The 19,754-nt window shown below is 49.0% G+C and carries 19 protein-coding genes; 11 read left to right on the top strand and 8 right to left on the bottom strand.

What is annotated here, in order from left to right:
- Positions 1-50 precede the first annotated feature (50 nt).
- Positions 51-1,340, bottom strand: coding sequence for an AmpG family muropeptide MFS transporter (locus OCU49_RS17080; protein WP_261841765.1), 1,290 nt, complete (start codon positions 1,338-1,340; stop codon positions 51-53).
- 89 nt (positions 1,341-1,429) lie between these two features.
- Entirely contained in the window at positions 1,430-1,912 is a 483-nt protein-coding gene (locus tag OCU49_RS17085) for a YajQ family cyclic di-GMP-binding protein (RefSeq protein ID WP_261841766.1), read from the bottom strand.
- A gap of 142 nt (positions 1,913-2,054) precedes the next feature.
- Between OCU49_RS17085 and OCU49_RS17090 the strand changes: the two genes are divergently transcribed.
- From OCU49_RS17090 to OCU49_RS17105, 4 genes are all read left to right on the top strand, one after another.
- The gene (locus OCU49_RS17090; RefSeq protein ID WP_261841767.1) at positions 2,055-2,984 is read left to right on the top strand and encodes a 2-dehydropantoate 2-reductase; all 930 of its coding nucleotides are present in this window, start codon (positions 2,055-2,057) and stop codon (positions 2,982-2,984) included.
- 93 nt (positions 2,985-3,077) lie between these two features.
- Entirely contained in the window at positions 3,078-3,920 is an 843-nt protein-coding gene (gene ppk2 / locus OCU49_RS17095) for a polyphosphate kinase 2 (protein ID WP_261845252.1), read from the top strand.
- Positions 3,921-4,117: 197 nt separating this feature from the next.
- The gene (locus OCU49_RS17100; protein ID WP_261841768.1) at positions 4,118-4,732 is read left to right on the top strand and encodes a cob(I)yrinic acid a,c-diamide adenosyltransferase; all 615 of its coding nucleotides are present in this window, start codon (positions 4,118-4,120) and stop codon (positions 4,730-4,732) included.
- Between the two features lie 75 nt (positions 4,733-4,807).
- Complete coding sequence (locus tag OCU49_RS17105) at positions 4,808-5,155, top strand: hypothetical protein (RefSeq protein WP_261841769.1); 348 nt, start codon at positions 4,808-4,810, stop codon at positions 5,153-5,155.
- 123 nt (positions 5,156-5,278) lie between these two features.
- On the opposite strand, the gene OCU49_RS17110 is transcribed toward OCU49_RS17105, so the two are convergent.
- The 3 genes from OCU49_RS17110 to cobU all read right to left on the bottom strand — a co-directional run bounded on the left by OCU49_RS17110 (position 5,279) and on the right by cobU (position 7,619).
- Positions 5,279-5,893 (bottom strand): histidine phosphatase family protein, encoded by a 615-nt coding sequence (locus tag OCU49_RS17110; protein WP_261841770.1) that lies wholly within the window; start codon positions 5,891-5,893, stop codon positions 5,279-5,281.
- Between the two features lie 12 nt (positions 5,894-5,905).
- The gene (gene cobT / locus OCU49_RS17115) at positions 5,906-6,964 is read right to left on the bottom strand and encodes a nicotinate-nucleotide--dimethylbenzimidazole phosphoribosyltransferase (protein ID WP_261841771.1); all 1,059 of its coding nucleotides are present in this window, start codon (positions 6,962-6,964) and stop codon (positions 5,906-5,908) included.
- Between the two features lie 127 nt (positions 6,965-7,091).
- A complete protein-coding gene (gene cobU, locus OCU49_RS17120; protein WP_261841772.1) occupies positions 7,092-7,619 on the bottom strand; it encodes a bifunctional adenosylcobinamide kinase/adenosylcobinamide-phosphate guanylyltransferase in 528 nt (175 codons plus the stop codon).
- Between the two features lie 317 nt (positions 7,620-7,936).
- Here cobU and OCU49_RS17125 point away from each other — a divergent pair, with 317 nt between their 5' ends.
- Together OCU49_RS17125 and OCU49_RS17130 are read left to right on the top strand one after the other, a co-directional pair.
- A complete protein-coding gene (locus OCU49_RS17125; protein WP_261841773.1) occupies positions 7,937-9,118 on the top strand; it encodes an NnrS family protein in 1,182 nt (393 codons plus the stop codon).
- Between the two features lie 266 nt (positions 9,119-9,384).
- Positions 9,385-9,978, top strand: coding sequence for a Z-ring associated ZapG family protein (locus OCU49_RS17130; protein ID WP_261841774.1), 594 nt, complete (start codon positions 9,385-9,387; stop codon positions 9,976-9,978).
- 99 nt (positions 9,979-10,077) lie between these two features.
- On the opposite strand, the gene OCU49_RS17135 is transcribed toward OCU49_RS17130, so the two are convergent.
- Positions 10,078-10,320 carry a hypothetical protein gene (locus tag OCU49_RS17135; protein ID WP_261841775.1) on the bottom strand — a complete coding sequence of 81 codons (243 nt, stop codon included), beginning with the start codon at positions 10,318-10,320 and terminating at the stop codon, positions 10,078-10,080.
- A gap of 26 nt (positions 10,321-10,346) precedes the next feature.
- Positions 10,347-11,108 (bottom strand): Nif3-like dinuclear metal center hexameric protein, encoded by a 762-nt coding sequence (locus OCU49_RS17140; protein ID WP_261841776.1) that lies wholly within the window; start codon positions 11,106-11,108, stop codon positions 10,347-10,349.
- A gap of 96 nt (positions 11,109-11,204) precedes the next feature.
- Here OCU49_RS17140 and OCU49_RS17145 point away from each other — a divergent pair, with 96 nt between their 5' ends.
- A complete protein-coding gene (locus OCU49_RS17145; protein WP_261841777.1) occupies positions 11,205-12,458 on the top strand; it encodes a S1C family serine protease in 1,254 nt (417 codons plus the stop codon).
- Between the two features lie 117 nt (positions 12,459-12,575).
- Here OCU49_RS17145 and OCU49_RS17150 read toward each other — a convergent pair whose 3' ends face one another.
- Positions 12,576-13,778, bottom strand: a complete 1,203-nt coding sequence (locus OCU49_RS17150; protein WP_261841778.1) for an MFS transporter — start codon at positions 13,776-13,778, stop codon at positions 12,576-12,578.
- Between the two features lie 91 nt (positions 13,779-13,869).
- Here OCU49_RS17150 and OCU49_RS17155 point away from each other — a divergent pair, with 91 nt between their 5' ends.
- From OCU49_RS17155 to OCU49_RS17170, 4 genes are all read left to right on the top strand, one after another.
- Positions 13,870-14,712 (top strand): AraC family transcriptional regulator, encoded by an 843-nt coding sequence (locus OCU49_RS17155; RefSeq protein ID WP_261841779.1) that lies wholly within the window; start codon positions 13,870-13,872, stop codon positions 14,710-14,712.
- 168 nt (positions 14,713-14,880) lie between these two features.
- Positions 14,881-15,942 (top strand): betaine--homocysteine S-methyltransferase, encoded by a 1,062-nt coding sequence (bmt, locus tag OCU49_RS17160; RefSeq protein ID WP_261841780.1) that lies wholly within the window; start codon positions 14,881-14,883, stop codon positions 15,940-15,942.
- A 460-nt stretch (positions 15,943-16,402) separates the two neighbouring features.
- Complete coding sequence (locus OCU49_RS17165; protein ID WP_261841781.1) at positions 16,403-17,170, top strand: substrate-binding periplasmic protein; 768 nt, start codon at positions 16,403-16,405, stop codon at positions 17,168-17,170.
- Between the two features lie 21 nt (positions 17,171-17,191).
- Entirely contained in the window at positions 17,192-19,600 is a 2,409-nt protein-coding gene (locus tag OCU49_RS17170; protein WP_261841782.1) for a sensor domain-containing protein, read from the top strand.
- Positions 19,601-19,754: the final 154 nt, after the last annotated feature.

Below are 19,754 nucleotides of genomic sequence, written 5' to 3' on the forward strand. Positions count from 1 at the left end.
ACTGCTCAATATAATGCCCGGGTCTATTAAAGCATTACATCGCAAGCCTGCTACTTTGCCGATGCCTCTTCAGGTGCATTCCAGGGGGCAACCTTGAATAACAGCAACATACCCGGAATCGCCAGAACAGCACACAACAGGAAGAAATGCTCCCAGCCAACCGCATCAACAATATAACCGGTTATGGCATTCACAAAGGTCCGCGGCAATGCTGCCAGTGCGGTAAACAAAGCAAACTGTGTTGCTGCAAAAGCCACACTGGTGGTTCGGGCAATAAAGGCGGTAAACGCCGCTGTTCCCAAACCAACACCCAGATATTCAAAGCTGATAACAACTGCCAGTGCCAGCTTATCCGGCCCCATCTGAGCCAATATAGCAAAGCCCAAAATAGTCACTACCTGCACCACACCAAAGATCCACAACGCCCGGTTAATGCCCAGCTTGATCATCCACAGGCCGCCTAAAACACCGCCAACAATCGAGGCCCACAATGCGGATGCCTTAGCAATCACACCGATGTCTGTCAGGGTAAAGCCCAGGTCTATATAAAACGGCGTCGATAAGGCAGTTGCCATGTTATCGCCAAGTTTATACAGAAACATAAAGCAGAGAATTTGCAGCGCGCCCATCCAGCCAAGCCGGCCGACAAACTCCCGGAAAGGCTCAATAATCGCTTCTTTGAGGGTTTTCGGTGCCGCAGGTTCACTCACCGGCTCTTTTACAAACAACGTCATGAGCACGCCAAGCAGCATAAAGCAGGCCACAATCACGAACACCGTTGACCAGGGCAATATATCCGCCAGAATAAGCCCCAGCGCGCCCGGCACCAGGCCGGATATTCGGTAAGCCTGAACATGTACCGAGTTTCCCCAGCCCAGTTCTCTGTCCGGTAAGAGCTCTCGGCGATAAGCATCCAGTACTATGTCCTGACTGGCACTGAACAGCGCAACAGCCGTGGCCATATAAGCAATGGTCATAATGGACATCTGCGGATCAAAGCTGCCCAGCATGGCAATCGATATCAGCAGAGCAATCTGCATTATCAACATCCAGCCTCTGCGCCGACCAAGAAATGGCGGTACATAGCGATCCATTAACGGTGCCCAGAGAAACTTCCAGGTATAAGGAAAAGTAACCAGTGCGAACAGGCCAATCTCTTTCAGACCCACGCCTTCTGAGCGTAAATAGGCAGGCAACATCTGAAAGAGTACGTATAAAGGCATACCGGATGCAAAACCGGTAAAGATACAGATCAGCGTCCGGCGGTTAAGGACCGCATCCCACCAGTTGTCTGTTGCAGGCTGGCTATTCTCCACTGCGTCTGTTTCTGATGTAGCCACCCGAGATGCTCCCAAAACAATTTATTCGTACAAAAAAATCAGGTTGCAGAAATACTGCAACCTGACTGACTGGGATATGAACCCCGGGATTAATCGCGGAAATTATTAAACTGCAACGGCAGTTCTAAATCGGCTTCGCGCAGAAAAGATATAACGGTTTGCAGATCATCACGCTTCTTACCGGTTACCCTTACCTGCTCGCCCTGTACCTGAGTCTGTACTTTGAGCTTGGCATCTTTAATCTGCTTGATGATCTTTTTGCACATTGGCTGATCCAGCCCCTGCTTCAAAATCACCTGCTGGCGGGCTTTCATGTTTGTTACTTCAACGTCTTTTTCTTCCAGACTTTTAACGTCGATACCGCGCTTAACCAGCTTGTCACGCAGAATCTGAGCCATTTGCTGCAGCTGGAAATCCACATCAGCATGCATGGTGATCATCTCATCAGCCAGCTCAAACTTCGCATTAATACCTTTAAAATCAAACCGGGTGGTTACTTCACGGTTAGCCTGATCAACCGCGTTATTTACTTCGTGCATATCCAGTTCAGAAACAATATCAAATGATGGCATAGGGGTTTTCTCCTCTGTTACCGGGACAACACACGGCAACCTGTAAACACATGTCAGATCAGGGACAGGCCCCGAGTGATTTATTTGCGCTTATCATACCGTTATGATGCGCAGGACTACAGTACATTCAACAGGATTACTTATGCAGTGGCATATCCTCGGAGCCGGAGCAATCGGCCTGCTCTGGGCGGCAAAATTTCAGCGGACAGGGTTTAATACAACTCTGCTGTTACGTAACCCCGCTAAACTGGCTACATACAGGGGGACTTTCACAATTGTGGAAAGTTCGATTCAGGAAAGCCCGACTCAAAAAGCCCAGCAAAGTAGTCAGATCGCCGTACCTGCCCAAGCGCTTGATGCTCCTGACTGTGGATTAATCCACAACCTGCTCATTACCACTAAAAGCTATGATTCGCTTAGCGCTTTTAACAGCATCAGACACCGGCTCGCCGACAATGCCCGGATTCTGTTGTTACATAACGGCATGGGGCCTCAGCAAGCTATTGCTGAGCAAAACCCGCAGCTACAGGTATGGGCAGGCAGCACGACTGACGGCGCTTATCTGAACAGTGCTTTTGAACTGATCCGTGCTGGCCATGGCCATACACGGATTGGCAGACTGAACGATCCACAGGATCAGTCACTCAGTAACCAGCTAATCAGCTGCGAACAGGCACTAAGCCACAGCCCTGATATCCATGCGACTTTATGGCAGAAACTGGCCATAAACTGTGCAATTAATCCCCTGACTGCTATTTACCAGTGTCGCAACGGCGAACTCTCCAGCCATGCAGAGTACCGCGCGCATATGCAGATTATCTGCCACGAAGTAGAACAGGTTGCCAGCCACTTACAAACTCCTTTGTTTGATCAGCCACTGATCGACCAGGCATGCTTAGTCGCTGAACAAACTGCCAACAACTATTCATCCATGTATCAGGATGTTATTCACCAGCGCCGCAGCGAAATTGAGACCATTACCGGCTACCTCTGCCAGCAGGCAGCTAAACACAAGATTCCTGTCCCGGAAAACCAGCGTCTTTACGAACAGATTATCCGGCTACAGGCGTAATTCCAGCGCTGCTATGACCCCGGTCATCCCTGTCAGGAGATAACCGGCATATACTGGTAGCACCCGTTCAGAGAAGGACATTCAGTGAGTAATATGGACACCGCGACTACCGGATCAAAAGCCAGAGGCCTGGGTGACGACTACCCATACGATCAGAAAATCTCCCGCGCGGATTATGAAGCGGAAAAACGCCTGCTGCAGATTGAGCTTCTGAAAATGCAGAACTGGGTTAAGCACAGTGGTGAACGGGTGATGATCATTTTTGAAGGCCGCGACGCAGCCGGCAAAGGTGGTGCAATCAAACGCTTTATGGAGCACCTCAACCCACGGGGTGCCAGAATCGTCGCACTGGAGAAACCTTCTGCCACAGAACAAAGCCAGTGGTATTTTCAGCGCTATATGCAACATTTGCCCAGCGGTGGTGAAATCGTATTATTCGACCGCTCCTGGTATAACCGCGCCGGTGTCGAACGGGTGATGAACTTCTGCAGCAATGCCCAATACTCTGAGTTTATGCAGCAAACACCTGCACTGGAAAAAATGCTGGTACAAAGCGGCATAAGGCTTTTTAAACTCTGGTTTTCAGTTAACAAACAAGAACAGTTTCGCCGTTTCCAGCAGCGCAGGAATGATCCTCTAAAGCAGTGGAAACTTAGCCCGATGGACCTTGCATCGCTGGATAAATGGGACGACTACACCAAAGCTAAAGAAGCTATGTATGCCTGTACACACACGCCTGAAGCTCCCTGGACAACCGTTATGTCTGACGACAAAAAACGTGCCCGTCTGAATGCGATTAAACATGTCCTTCATCATCTGCCTTATGACGATAAAGACACTCAGCATGACTTATCGCCCGATCCGCTTATCATCGCTGATGCCTTAACCCGCAACACTCAGCATTCGATGGATCACCCCGCCCCTGGCAATCGCTGAATACTGCTGCCAGGTTCTGACCTGGCAACATAACCGTTGTATTCTGCCGCAGCTAACAGAAACGTATAACAATAGCGGGAATCCGACCCCGACTTTTCCCTGTGCGTCCCAACTTTCAGAGCACTGCAACAACTGTTGACCATTCCCTCCAGCCAACTCATTATGACTGCAATACTTATCATCTGTTGGAGTCACTTATGGTCGCGCGCCGCCTGACAAAAATTTATACCCGCACCGGCGATAAAGGTACCACCGCCCTGGCAAATGGCAGCCGGGTAGATAAACATCATCCCCGCATAGAAACCATGGGCGATGTGGATGAACTCAACTGCTTACTTGGCGTTCTGGTAGAAGAACTGGCAAGTGATGATCCAATCCGGGAATTTCTGACCCTCAGTCAACACTGCCTGTTCGATATCGGTGGCGAAATAGCCGTTGCTGATGCGGGTTACAAAGTTATTGCCGCTGAAGATATTACTCAGTTAGAACAGCAGCTCGATCAACTCAACGAAGATTTACCGCCGTTACAGGAGTTTATTTTACCCGGTGGCAACCGTGCCGCAGCACTGTGCCATCAGGCCCGCAGTGTATGCCGCCGGGCAGAACGCCGTCTGGTTGAACTGGTACAGCTGGAAAATACCCCAGCCGAAGGGGAACAGGAGGCTGTAGAAATGGTCAATAACTATGCCGCTGCATATGTAAACCGTTTATCAGATCTGTTGTTTGTCAGCGCCCGGGTTCTCGCCCGCCGAAACGACGGCAACGAAGTACTCTGGCAGCCAAAACAAAAGCGAACTGCCGGAGAAGATTAAGGGTCGATTAAAGCGGTTTGTTATACTGTGCTAAGAAGAATCAACTGAACTTCATTTATTACCGAAAGCGCGAATATGAACATAACCGTAAAAATACAGACTTTACTGGCTGGCATCACACTGGCGATCAGCCCAATGGCGATGGCCATGGGAGATTGTAAGGACCAGCAAAGTTTCTGCGAAGCTAAATGTGAAGTCCGCCATCTGGGTGACGATGCAGCTATTAAAGGCTGCTATGCAAAATGCACCGGTAGCCGGGCAGTTTGCAGCACTAAAGAAGGCGCTATAGAAGCCTATGAAGCAGGTGAAGAAGGTGTAGGCACTGTCTACGAAGCCGGCAAAGAAGGCGCTAAAAGTGCCGTTGAAGTCGGTAAAGACGCTGTAGACTCTACCAAATCATTCTTCAAAGGTATTTTCGACTGATACCTGCAAAGCATTAAAGACCAGAGCTTAAGCGGGTACTGATCAATAAAAAAGCGCAGCCATTTATGACTGCGCTTTTTTTATACTTAGTACTTTTTTATGTTCTGTACTTGGCAACCGCATTCAACGGTTAATAAATGCCACGCTGTACCCCAACTGATCGGGTTCACCGATTATGTGAATACGGCTCAGCGATGCATAATCCAGTTGCAGACAATTCCAGTTACCTGCAGGTATAGCCAGTATTCTCGCCAGTAAAGCCCGGATTACACCGCCATGTGTGACCCACAGATAATGCCCCTGTGAATGGGTGCGAACAAAATCATCCAGACATTCTTTCAGGCGCCCTCTGAAAACTTTCAGCGTCTCACCTTCAGGAGGTGTGAATTCTTCCGGGTCTTCCCAAAACTGAGTAACATCTTCAGGAAACTTCTCCCAAATATCGGCCAGCAGTTCACCATCCCATTCGCCAAAATCAATTTCCTGCAAACGTGGTTCTAACTGGCAACTGATGTCATGCTCCGCCGCATAAGCAACAGCTACTTTAGAGCAACGCCGCAACGGTGAGCTAACTACTCCCCGCCAGGGCTGACCTGCTTCTGCTAAAGTCCGCTGCATGCACTTCATGCCCGGTTTACTCAGTTTAGAATCTGTACGGCCACGATAAATGGCCCCGTCTTCTGTCTCACCATGGCGTAACAGATCGATAGTCAGATCAATACTTGGTTCTGTCGGCATATTTTTTGAGCCTCAGGCTGATTTGTCGGCAACACCCGCATCGGCAAAAGTTGCCATATTCCCATGCAGTAAACAAGCACTGCGTAGCAGATCAACCGCCAGTACCGCACCGCTGCCCTCTCCCAGACGCATACCAAGGTTCAGCAACGGTTGCACTTGCAGTGCCTGTAGCATAGCCCGGTGGCCAGGTTCTGCAGAATTATGTGCAAATACCAGCCACTCCTGAACTTCCGGATGCATACGACACGCCAGCAACGCCGCCGCGGTACAAATAAAGCCATCTACCAGTGCAGGAATACCTTGTTGTGCGCAGGTCAGGTAAGCACCACATAAAGCAGCAATCTCAAACCCACCGACGCTTTGCAATACACCCAGTGGTGTATTCAGTTGCGCAGCATGCAATGCCATCACTTCTTCCAGAACTGCCTGCTTAGCGCGTACACCGGCATTATCCAGGCCAGTACCCGGGCCAACTAACTCTTCCAGAGTACTTTCTGTCAGTGCAGCCGCGATCATTGATGCCGCACTGGTATTGCCAATGCCCATCTCACCGCCGATAAACAGTTCAGCACCTTTCTCCTGTGCAGATAAAACCCGCTCACGACCAGCATTCAGCGCCAGCGCCAGTTGAGCATCGGTCATTGCCGGTCCCTGAGAACAGTCTGCAGTTGAAGATGCAATTACTGCCTGAACCACCGTAGGATGATCAGCAACCGGGCCGACAGTACCAAGGTTCACTACTTCAAAATCTGCGCCGCGGGCTTTAGACAATACCGAGACAGCCGCGCCACCGTGGGCAAAGTTACTCACCATCTGAGCAGTTACTTCCTGCGGAAACGCCGACACACCACGGCCAGCCAGACCATGATCCGCCGCAAAAATAGACACCTGAATATTATTAATCTGCGGCTTTAACTGCCCCTGCATACCGGCAAACCGGATAGCCAGTGCTTCCAGCTGTCCAAGAGAACCGGCAGGTTTAGTCAGAATTTGCTGGTGTTCACTGGCAGCGCTCATCGCAGCCTGATCAATTGCCTTTGGAGCCTGGGTTAACCATTCAAGGTTGGACATAATTAACTACCTGATCCTGAAATAACCGGCCTCACCTGAGACCCGTCTGAATAAATTGGTTACTGGCTCTGAATTACATTCCAGAACCTTTCTGATATATAACAAAAAGCCTGACGTCAGTTACAAGTCAGGCTTTAAACTCCATCGGCAAACCGGCTACCGTTAATGTAACCCGCTCGCATATTTGCGCCAGTCTCTGATGCAGGAATCCGGCCTGATCCTGAAACTTGCGGGTTAACTCGCCCATAGGCACTATTCCCAGCCCCACTTCATTACTGACCATAATGACTTCCGCCTGACAATTAGTCAGCGCCGCTTCAAACTCAGCAATGCTGGCTTCCATACGTGCATCATCTTCCAGCATCAGCAGGTTCGTTACCCAAAGCGTCAGGCAATCGATCAGTAAACAGGTATTAGCAACATTATGCTGTGCCAGCACCGCCGCGAGATCAACAGGCTCTTCAATGGTCATCCAGCCTTCCGGGCGTAAATCCTGATGTCGCTGAATACGCGCGGACATCTCACCATCACCAGCATTCGCCGTTGCCAGATAATACACCTGACGGCCGTCTTCAGCGGCGTGCCAGTCTTGCGCCCGTTGCTCCGCCAAAGCAGTTTTGCCGGAACGGGCCCCACCTAAAATTAGTTGTTTCATAGTGCTATAGCCTGAAATATTCGACTGCCATTTTTCTGGCAGGTATGCAGGTTCCTAAGCTAACGGCTATCCTGACCAGAGACAAGCAACTATACATTCTCAGGGCGACATAAAACGTCGTAGAAGGAACCGGACTGGCTGACATGTCTGACATATTCGACAAAGTTTTCTACATCCTTAATAACCTAAACAAAACAGCTATCTGATGAAGCTTTGATTTAGCGCAGATTGTTAAAGCACTTAAAGATGTATTTAAAAAACATTTTATGATTTAATCCACCCACTGAAGTAACAGCATGAATCGAGAAAGGTGAGCCATGCAAATTCAAATTCAGGAACCCAGAACCTCCGGTTCCATTGCTCTGTTTAATCTTGGTTTCAGACCATTCTTCTTATTCGGTGCACTCTCTGCATTAGTATTAATGCTGATCTGGCTGATCATGCTAAGTACCGGACAGGTCACCCAGGATTACTATCAACTCAGTTACATCTGGCATGGACATGAAATGCTGTTCGGCTATTCAGTGGCGATTATCGCGGGCTTTCTGCTCACTGCCGTTAAAAACTGGACCTCACAGCAAACACCACACGGCAGTTGGTTAGCTATCATATTTGCGGTCTGGGTTGCCGGCAGGATTATGCCATTCACTGCGTTACCTGCTGTGCTAATCGCAGCCGTTGATTTGCTATTTCTACCACTGGTTATTCTGGGAATTGCTATTCCGATTATTCGCAGTGGTAATCACCGCAATCTGTTGTTTATTGTCATCCTTTCGGTCATGACGCTGGCAAACGGTCTGATGCACTCGCAACTACTCGGTTACACCGAGAATACTTTGTTGCAAGGTATGCAATTACAGCTCGGTCTGATTATTTTGATCATTATGATTCTCGGTGGCCGGGTTATTCCGTTTTTTACCGAACGGGCACTGGGTAATTTCACAGCACGAAAGTTCACCTGGCTGGAATACTTTACACCGGCCATCACTGTAGCCTGGCTTGGCAGTCATTTTGCTGGCTACCTGCAACTGGCAGGCGTACTGGCAGTACTCGCGGCAGCCTCTCAGTTCTTACGTCTATACGGCTGGTTTCACCCACGTTTACTGCGTAATCCTCTGCTATGGATTCTACAGCTGGCTTACCTGTTCATTCCTCTGGGATTCGCACTTTATGCGGCCAGTGTGTTTACCGGTATTTCTCCATACCTATCTACGCATGCCTTCGCAGCCGGCGCTATTGGCTCAATCACTATAGGAATGATGGCCCGGGTATCACTTGGTCATACCGGTCGGCCGCTGAAACTGACCAACTGGGTGAAAGTCGGCTTCGGCTTCATGATTCTCAGTGGCCTGATCCGTTGCCTGTTGCCACTGGCGCCGGAACTGTACACAGTTGCCTTACATGCCTCGGCAACCTTCTGGGTCATCGCCTGGGCACTGTTCCTGATTCCGTACAGCCCGATTTTGTTACAGCCAAGACTGGACGGCCAATACGGTTAGAAGCAGCTTAAATACAAACAAGCCCGTCGCATAATTGCCACGGGCTTTTTTATTCTTTTTGTGCAAACCACAATTATTCCGCCCTGGCTTTAGGCTAAAAGTCCTCGCTTTCATTTGATTTCGACCAGAGGCAAGCGGTTAAGGCATAAAAACGCCATTCAAACGCACAAAAATTCCTTTGATTCATCCCTGCGTATTTCCCTCTTCAGGCAACTTGATATAATGCATGGACACCTGTTACACGCGATTTATTGAAAGGAGCCATTGTGGAAGATAACAGTATCTGGATTATCAGTATCCTTACCCTGGTCACAGGAGGCGTTATCGGTTACTTCGCTGGCCGGTCTGGAACCAATGCAACCAAGCAACGGGACCTTAGCCTTCAGCTAGAAGATTCACAACGTCAGCTGGATGCTTACAAGCAACAGGTAAATCAACATTTTGAGCGCACCGCTGAGCTGGTCAATGACATGACCGAGAGCTATAAAGCAGTACACACTCACCTGGCTACAGGCTCAGAAGCACTTTGCGACGCAGACACCAGCAAACTCGATGCCGCACCGGTTAAACCTGTTATTACTGACCAAACAGATAAAGCACCGGAACCTACCGCGGAAAAAGCTACACCAGCCGCTGAACCAGCTAAAGCTCCAGCCGCAGACACTAAAGAACAGCCTGCCGCAGACGCTGAAGCCGAAAATATGCCTGCACCACCACTGGATTACGCGCCAAAGACACCAGATCAGGAAGGGACACTGTCGGAAAACTTCGGCGTTAAAAAAGACGCTGAAGAACCACAGCCAGAACCTGTACCGGCTGATCATTTCGCGAACAAGAAAAAAGCCGAAGAAACTGCCTGACAGCAGACATTCTCAGCTACCAGAACGACAAAGGCCGTTGCTCACGCAACGGCCTTTTTTATTGGCGAATGAAACGCTTTACAAGCTCTAAACAGCCGCTTATGTATTCTGAGTATTCACAATGCAGCTATTTGTTATAGCATCATAACGACCACCCTGATTTTCACAGGAATTGCTAACAAACTGCTCAGAACTCCCCAGAAAATACACAATTACAGCAGTGAACAGGCATAACATAAGCGCCTTACCCGACTGCATATTTTTTTTACGCAGTATCATAACCAACGCACTAAGACCACTGACGACTGAAACAACCACCAGCAGATAAAATAAACTCATCATAAAATCAGGTCCGAAAAATCAGTTAATCAGGCAGGATTATCAATATCAACAAAGTGATGTTCAACTGCAAATACTTCTGCTAAATGCTCACCTAATGCCTTAGCACCGTATCGCTCAGTAGCATGATGCCCCGCTGCAAAATAATGAATATTTTCTTCCCGGGCGCTGTGAGTTGTGGGCTCAGAAATTTCACCGGAAAGATATGCATCTACACCATGTTCTATAGCTTTATCGATATAGCCCTGAGCCCCGCCGGTACACCAGGCAATCGTACTTATAGTTTCAGGACCGGCATCAACGTGAAGTACATCACGCCCCAGTACTTTCGCCACATGTGCTGAAAAATCAGCAGCTGGCACTGGCACAGGTAAGCGGCCAACAGAACCGATACTCAGCGGGTTATCCGCTTCCAGCCCACCTTCAGTAATAATACCCAGCTGTTTTGCTAACTGCGCGTTATTACCCAGTTCAGGATGACCATCTAAAGGTAAATGATAAGCCAGGAGGCTGATGTCGTGGCCAAGCAAAACTTGTAAACGTCGCTTTTTCAGACCTTTTATAACTGGATTTTCGCCCTTCCAGAAGTATCCGTGGTGCACCAGTACCAGATCTGCCTGCAGTTCCACCGCTTTATCCAGCAATGCCTGTGACGCTGTCACCCCGGATACGATGCAACTGACATCAGTTTTACCTTCTACCTGAAGCCCGTTCGGGCAGTAGTCCCGATAACGCTCAGGGGTCAGCAAGTTATTGGTATAATTTACGATTTCGTTCAGCTTAACTGCCATAATTCTGCCGCAATAGTTCCCATTGATAGATAAGTATCCGTATAATTCTAAATCCAGTCGATCCTGATCGCACCTAATTAAAGGTAAACCTTGCGCATGCGTAAACTTTCGTTTCTTATCTGGCCGACTATTTCTGGTGTTCTTGCGGCAACTTTTCTTCTGATGTACGTCCCTGGTCTTTTACCCAGCAACCAGGTGACAGATCTTTTTGCCGACGCCAAACGCCCTGTTACTCCGACAATCACAAGTGTGGGCCCTGCATCCTATGCCGGAGCTGTCGATATTGCATCACCCAGCGTGGTAAACATCTATACCCGGACAGTTGTGCCGCCAAAAGAATCTGCCACAGTTACAGATCCGTCAGTGAAGCCTGAAACTGTACCTGAAGCAACACCCCGCAAGAAATATGAAGGCGATAATTTACAAGGACGTGACAAAGTTCACACCAGCTTGGGGTCAGGTGTAATCCTTACCCACGACGGCTACATTGCCACGAACAACCATGTTATTGCGAATGCTGATGAGATCACAGTCGCACTTAAAGATGGCCGCGAAGCGCTTGCACAAGTTATAGGCCGTGATCCGGATACTGATTTGGCGGTTCTGAAAATCGACTTACCAGAGCTGCCAATTATTACCATCAGCACATCCAACAATCTGCGAGTTGGCGATGTCACTCTGGCAATCGGTAATCCATTTGGTGTTGGCCAGACGGTTACTATGGGCATTATCAGCGCAACTGGCCGAAACCAGGTTGGCCTGAATACCTATGAAAACTTTATTCAGACGGATGCAGCGATTAACCCTGGTAACTCTGGCGGCGCGCTAATTGATCCTTACGGAAATTTAATCGGCATCAATACAGCCATTTTCTCCCGTAGCGGTGGATCACTGGGCATTGGTTTTGCCATTCCATCGAATCAGGCCATTGTCGTCATGAAAGACCTGATTGAACATGGTCGGGTAATCCGTGGCTGGCTAGGCATTGAAGCACAGGAAATGACCGCGCAACTGGCTGAATCATTTGCGCTAAAAGAAAACCGTGGCCTGATCATTGCCGGCATTTATCGCGATGGTCCGGCACATCTTGGTGGTCTGCAACCTGGCGATATCATGCTGGAAATCGAAGGTGAGAAAATCATCGACGGCCGCACCTCAATGCGCCAAATCGCTCAGGTACGTCCAGGCAGTCAGATTCAGATAAAAGCCCTGCGCGATGGTGAGATGCAGGATTTCAGCGTTGAAATCATCGAGCGACCGACCCCACCAACACCGGATGCAGCGGCAGCACAGATACCAGAAACAGTGCCTGCTCCTCAAAAGCTGCCTGAACAGCCAGCGACAGAATAGTGCGCGAAAAAGCAGTAACAACCTCCGCCGTTATATAATAAGAAATCCCGGAAACGCTTAACGCCTCCGGGATTTTTTGTATAACGCCTGTTCTAGCCTAATACTGCCAAAGGCCGGTCAGGATAACTGCTCTGCCGATACCTGCTTTTGCCAATATACCTCTCTACCCGGCTCCGGATTCTCCGGCACCATTCGCGCCAGCACCAGAGATACCGCCGCCATAGCTGCACCGGTTAAGAACACTGCCGCCGGTGACACCATCCACAACACACCATAAACGGCTGGTAAAACTACCGCAGCAATATGATTAATTGAAAAAGCTACGCCTGCTGTAGAGGCCATATCTTTAGGATCGGCAATCTTCTGTAAATAGGTTTTCTGGGCAATAGCCATGGAAAATAACAGATGGTCCAGTATATACAGGCCCACAGCAATCCAGGGATCAGACACAAACGCATATGCCCCGAATACCAACATTAAGCCAATGTACTCAAGCGTTAGCGCCCTGCGCTCTCCCCAATGACCAATTAACTTGCCAATTTGCGGCGCCAGTAACATGTTCATGAAACCATTCGCCAGAAACAGCAAAGATATTTCCCCGGCGCTGAAGCCAAACTTTTCAACCATCAGGAAGCCAGCAAAGACAACGAATATCTGCCGCCGCGCACCGCCCATGAACGTCAGCGCGTAATATAGCCAGTAACGCTTTCGCAGTATTAGCTTTTTATGTTGCTCTACTTTCTCCGGAAAATGTGCAAACCAGCGCCAGCAAAACAATGCGATCAGAATCGTAATACTGCCTCCCAGCAAATACACCAGCTCCATGGCGATTCCAGCAACATCCAGTGCCAGCCAAACCAGCCCGAAAGCCACCAGGCTGGCAAATGAGCGAACAGCTACCAGCTTGCCCAACTTATGCGCGGCAGTTTTCTTATCAAACCACTGTAACGACAACGATTGATTCATCGTCTCGTAGTAATGAAAGCCAATAGACATCAGCACAGTCGTACAGTAGAGGCCGATTTCAGTCGGGAAATATCCCGTTAAAGCAGTACCTATTCCCAATAACAATAAAGATACCAGCGCCAGCGTCTGTTCCCGCATAAACACCAGTAGCAGAACCGCAGCGAATGCCATAAAACCTGGTATTTCACGCAGCGACTGCAGAATACCTATCTCCACACCGCTGAATGCGGCCCGCTCTATCACGAAGTTGTTTAATAGCGCCTGCCATACACCAAATGAAATCGGCATAGAAACGGCCATCAATATCAGCAGCATTTCCGGGCTACGCCAGTCTACTCCCTGAAAAATCTTCATAAATCACCCTGATCTGTCTGAATTGCTCTAAATTGCTCTTAATTACTTGAACTACTTTAAAAGCTCACGAATATGTCGTATACAATCGACTATGACAAAAAATAACGATAAACAGACAAAAATAGCACCCTGGCCTGCTCACTGGGTCAGTAAGGCAGATATTCAGGCCGGAAAGCCCGAAGAAGTCCCCCGTAAACTGGTTATTCGCCACTTTGGCCATGAGGCTAACCATTACTCTCCTTACCATTGTCATAGCTGGGGACAACTCCTGTTTATTTCGGAAGGCTTGGTACAGGTCAGTGCCCGGGACATTGGCCACTGGATCGTACCGCCGCAACGGGCCGTGTGGATTCCACCTTTCATTGAACATGACGCCTTAGCGCTGCAACGCTTACAAATGCACAATGTTTACATCTGCCCTGAAGCCGCGGCAGGCATGCCAGATAACTGTCAGGTTGTGCATATAACGCCATTGCTCAGAGAGTTAATCATGGAGCTGTCTAAACTGCCCCGTCTCTATGATGAAAACGGCGCCGACAGCCGCATGGTGGAAGTATTTCTCGACCAGCTCAAAACCACGCCGGAAGTGCCATTGCATCTGCCACAGCCTGGCAGTGAACGCTTACAAAAACTTACCCTTAGCTTGCAGCAAAACCCGGATGATAATCGCCCGCTGCAATACTGGGCTGATCAGATAGGATGCAGTGAACGTACCCTGGCCCGACGTTTTCACAAAGAAACCGGAATGACCTTTGGCCAGTGGCGCCAACAGGCCCGCCTGCTGGAAGCCCTCAGCCGCATTGCTGGCGGGCAATCTATTGCCAGCATAGCGCAAGATCTTGGTTACAGTAGCCAGAGTGCTTTTATCAGTATGTTCCGCAAAGCACTGGGTAAAACTCCGGCACGCTACTTTCAGCCAACAGATACAAACTGAATTCTTTTTTGTCCGTTAAAGAGCGCTCAGATCTGACAACGATTTAACAAAGCTAAGAGTATCATTTCATTCATATTTACCTGCAAAACTCTCATATAGAGGCGTATCCGCACCGGAATTCTTGAGTTAGAATGCGAGCAATTATTGTCTCACTGTAAGGCTGTTGCTATGTCTAATTTATTCACCCGTTTGTTAAATGAACGCCCTTACCTGCTGGCTGACGGTGCCCTTGGTACTAACCTGTTTAAAATGGGCCTGCAAACCGGTGATGCGCCGGAGCTCTGGAACACAGATCACCCTGACCGTATCCAGGAACTGGCACAACGCTTTATCGACGCCGGTTCAGACATCCTTCTGACCAACAGCTTTGGTGGCACCCGTTACCGCCTGAAACTGCACAATGCGCAGGACCGGGTAGACGAACTGAACGCAAAATCTGCACAGCTTCTCAAGCAACTGGCTGATGCCAGTGACCGCGATATCATCGTCGCCGGCTCTATGGGCCCTACCGGTGAGATTATGGTTCCTGCCGGTACACTGACATTTGAAGAAGCCTACGACGCCTTCAAAGAACAGGCTGAAGCGCTACAGAAAGGTGGTGCTGACGTGCTTTGGATCGAAACAATCTCCGACGCAACAGAAGCAAAAGCGGCTTACGATGCAGCAGCCAGCACAGGCTTGCCAGTAGTTTACACCATGAGTATCGATACTAATGGTCGTACCATGATGGGTGTAACGCCTTCCGAGCTGATCAAGCTCAGTACTGAACTGGACCACCCACCGGGTGCCTGCGGGACTAACTGTGGTATCGGCGCGTCTGAAGTTGTTGCAGCAATCATGAATATGAAACTGGCCGCTGAACAGCAGAAAACCGATCCGGTACTGGTTGCTAAAGCCAACTGCGGTATTCCTGAGTATGTTGATGGCAAGATCGTTTACAGCGGCACACCGGAACTGATGGCTCAGTACGCCCGACTGGTTCGCGATGCCGGCGCTAAAATCATTGGTGGCTGCTGTGGTACTTCACCGGAACATATTGCCGCTATGCGTGATTCACTGGACGGCTATGAGCCAGGTGAAGCACCTGATATCGACGCTTTAGAAGCACAGCTTGGACCAATCACCCAGGGCGCAAAAGCTCAGCTGGGCGGTGACCTGAGTGTTGCCGGCGGTTCCCTGAGTGGCGGTGGTCGCGAACGTCGTTCACGTCGCGGTGCCAAAAAGTCATAACTGACACGGCCTTTACATCTTTTCTAAAAGCCCGGTTATCCGCAGATAACCGGGCTTTTTAACGCCTTCACAAACGCAACCCCTAAAGACTTAACCAGAACATCTCACTGCTCAGCATTACCCACCGGATTTCAAACAGACGCTCTTACCTTATAAATTTCATAAACCCAATATTCGCAAAGGTTACTGACTTAATAGCCGGAATCTGTTTCAAACCTTAGTAGCAGCAATCACGCAACTAAAAACCAACGAGTACCCACAACGGGGAATCCTGCTGTAACACAGGTTTTATATATAGTATGTTAAGTCTTTAGTTTAAAGGCGATCCCCTAACGGACGAGCTAAACAGTGAAGTTGAAATGTCCGCCGCAATCCTGGCAACAACTTCCAAACAGCCCTCAGAAGCGGGCTGATTAAGCGTTTTCATCGGTTTCCTTACCCACGCAAAGGATGGTAGTACATGAATCGCAAGACCGGATTTACCCACAGAATGTCTGTACTCATGCTGTTCGTATCCAGTCTGTTTTCCTCTTCCTTATTGGCAGCGTCTGATTTAAAGATTTTTGCCAGCCATTATCCGCCTTTTAACATTGCAGATAATCCACTGACACCCGGCTTTGACGTAGAAGTCACAGAAGCTGCTTTTGCCGCATCAGGTGTCAACGTTAATGTAGATTTTCGCCCCTGGGCGCGGATCATGCGGGATGTCCAGTCGGGCAATGCCACGGCAGCGGTCACCTGCAGTGAAAACGCCGAACGGCGTAAACAACTGAATTACAGCGACCAGATCAGTAGTAGCCAGATCGGACTACTTAGTCACACTGAATTGGATACAAGCAAGATCAATTCACTGGAAGATCTCCGCGATTACCGGGTAGTTTCAGTCAATGGGTATGCAACCCAGACGGAACTGATAAACAAAAGCATAAAAACACTGAACGTGAATCGAATGGATGAAGCATTAAATCTAATCGCCCGCCAACGTCAGGACATCTTTTATGTAGGTCGGGAAGCAGCTCTGTTTATCGCCAACCAACTTGGCCTCGCACAAGATATTAAATTTACCCCACTGCCAGAAAAACCCATTCTCAAGCTTTACGTTTGCTTCAGTAAACAATGGCCTGACAGCCTACAACTTATTAGTTTATTCAACCAAGGCTTACAACGGATCCGTAATAACGGTGTTATGCAGGAGATACACGCACGCTATGGTCTTACACCCTTTTAACCCGTATTGGGGACTGCTCAAATGATCCCGCTACGACGACAACTGGGATTCAGAAACTTTATACTGGCACTGATCATGATGCTGGTACTAAGTCTCGTCTCCTCAGCCATCCAGATTTACTCTGACTGGCAGGCTACTTACCGAAACATGGAAACCCAGGTTGAACAAACCCTTGGGTTACTTGAAGAATCGGCAATTCAGGCGGCTTATCAGCTGGATCGGGTACTGGCCCAGCGAATTGTTGTCAGCCTGATGAAAACGCCGTCAATCTTTAAAGCAGAAATCAAAGATGACTGGGGCAACAAGCTGGCTGAAATTGAACGGCCAGTGATGAATACCAGCGTTTACTGGCGCGACAACGGATTCATCGATCGCTACCGTACCTTTGTGCACAACCTGACCCTGCCAGACAAACAAATTGGTGTTGGCAGCCTGGAAGTATCTATTGATCAGGCTGAAATAATGAAGGACTTCACCCGCCGCAGCTGGCAGGTAGTGTATTTCAAACTGTTCGAATCACTGATTACTGCGGTGCTGTTTTTCGGCGTATTCTTCTTCTTTGTAACCCGGCCGATCATCAACATTACTCACAATATTGCCCGTGTAAATACTGATCCGGAACACCCGGAGCTGCTCGACCTGCCGAAAAGACATAAAGGTGATGAGCTTGGCTTCCTGATCAAAAGCTTCAACAACATGCTGGATAAACAGCTACGTATTGAACGCTCTCTTACCGACAGTGAAGCTTACTTCCGAGCAGTAATGGAGCAAGCAAGTGACGGCATATTCCTGCTCGACTGCGAGGGGAAACTACTGGATGTGAATGCCAGCGCCTGCTACGCCCTCAAGCTCAGTAAAGATGAACTGCTCAGCGGTAGCCTGTTTGATATCTGTAACGAAAAATATCACGACGACCTGCGCGCAATGATCAAAGAGGCGGATCTGAATACCTCGATCACCAAAGAAGTAGAAATGTACCGCCGGGATAAATCTATCAATCTGATGGAAATCCGTACCGTACAGGTAAAAATCAATGACGAGACTCTGCTGCTCAGCTCAGCGCGTAATATAGGTAAACGTAAATCTGCCGAAGAACGTATCAAGTACCTGGCTTTTTACGATTCGCTTACAGACTTACCTAACCGCCAGCTACTCAATGACCGGATCACCCAGGCACTGCGCATTGCTAACCGTCATGACCATACCGGCGGCATTCTGTTCCTGGATCTCGACCGCTTCAAGCTGATTAACGATTCTCTGGGGCACAGCGTTGGCGACAACCTGCTCAAGCAAGTTGCTCTGCGGCTAAAATCCAGCCTGCGCAGTGAAGACACCGTTGCCCGCCTCGGCGGTGATGAGTTCGTCATACTGGTGCCTGAAGTACCTACTGAAGAAAGTTGTGCAACAACAGGTATCCAGCACTTGGCGCAGAAGATTCTGCAATTGTTTAAGCAGCCTTTTGTGATTAACGGCCACAAACTCTTTGTGTCCACCAGCGTTGGTATCACTCTGTTTCCGCAAGCGCATGCGGTAAGCATTGATGATTTGCTGAGGCAGGCCGACACGGCTATGTATCAGTCCAAGCGTCAGGGTCGTAATCAGCTGTGCTTCTATCAGCAACAGTTACAGGAAAGCGTTAACGAACGTCTGACCCTTGAAAAAGACCTGCACCACGCCCTTGAAAATGAAGAGTTTGAACTCTTCTACCAGCCTCAGGTGAATGTTCAGGGTCAGCTAATTGGTATGGAAGCCCTGCTCCGCTGGCGTCATCCGCAACATGGTTTAGTTGCACCGGATAACTTCATTGGTGTCGCTGAAGAAACCGGGCTGATTCTGCCTATCGGTCACTGGGTAATGGAAGAAGCCTTCCAACAGTTGATCCAGTGGCAAAAACAAGAGTTACCGGACAGCTTCCGTCGTTTGTCGATTAACATCAGTCCGAAGCAGTTTATTCAGCCTGACTTTGTTGATCAGCTGGAACGCCTCCAGCAACAGGCTGGGATCGATACCTCACTGATCTGCCTGGAGCTCACTGAAAACATGCTGATCGAGAACATCGAAGCCGCTGCCAGCCAGATGCGCCGCCTTAAAGCGCTTGGGGTTCATCTTTCAATTGATGATTTTGGCACCGGCTATTCATCCCTGCGCTATCTGAAAACGCTGCCGTTGAATGAACTTAAGATTGATAAATCCTTTGTTCACGACATCCGTACCGATGCCAGCAGCCTGACCATTGTAGAAACGATTATCGCAATGGCCGGAAGCCTGGACCTGGAGATCATCGCCGAAGGCGTTGAGACACAGGCTGATCAGGAATTACTGGAATCACTTGGCTGCCTGCATTTCCAGGGCTACCTGTACAGCCGCCCTGTACCTGCTGATGAATGTACCAGGATGTTCACTGCTGAACCTCAAGCCATAGTGGAATGATGCCTAAGCCGGGCTTAGCAGGCCCGGCTTGCTTAGCCTTACTAAATAAGCCTTACTACACAAACCTCATTAAATAAGCCTGACTTAACAAGCCCGTTAAGCCAGATGAATTAAATCAGAACAGTTAGACCAGAATAACTCAGTCCGCCATATC

The organism is Aliamphritea ceti (assembly GCF_024347215.1).
GTDB classification, from domain to species: domain Bacteria; phylum Pseudomonadota; class Gammaproteobacteria; order Pseudomonadales; family Balneatricaceae; genus Amphritea; species Amphritea ceti.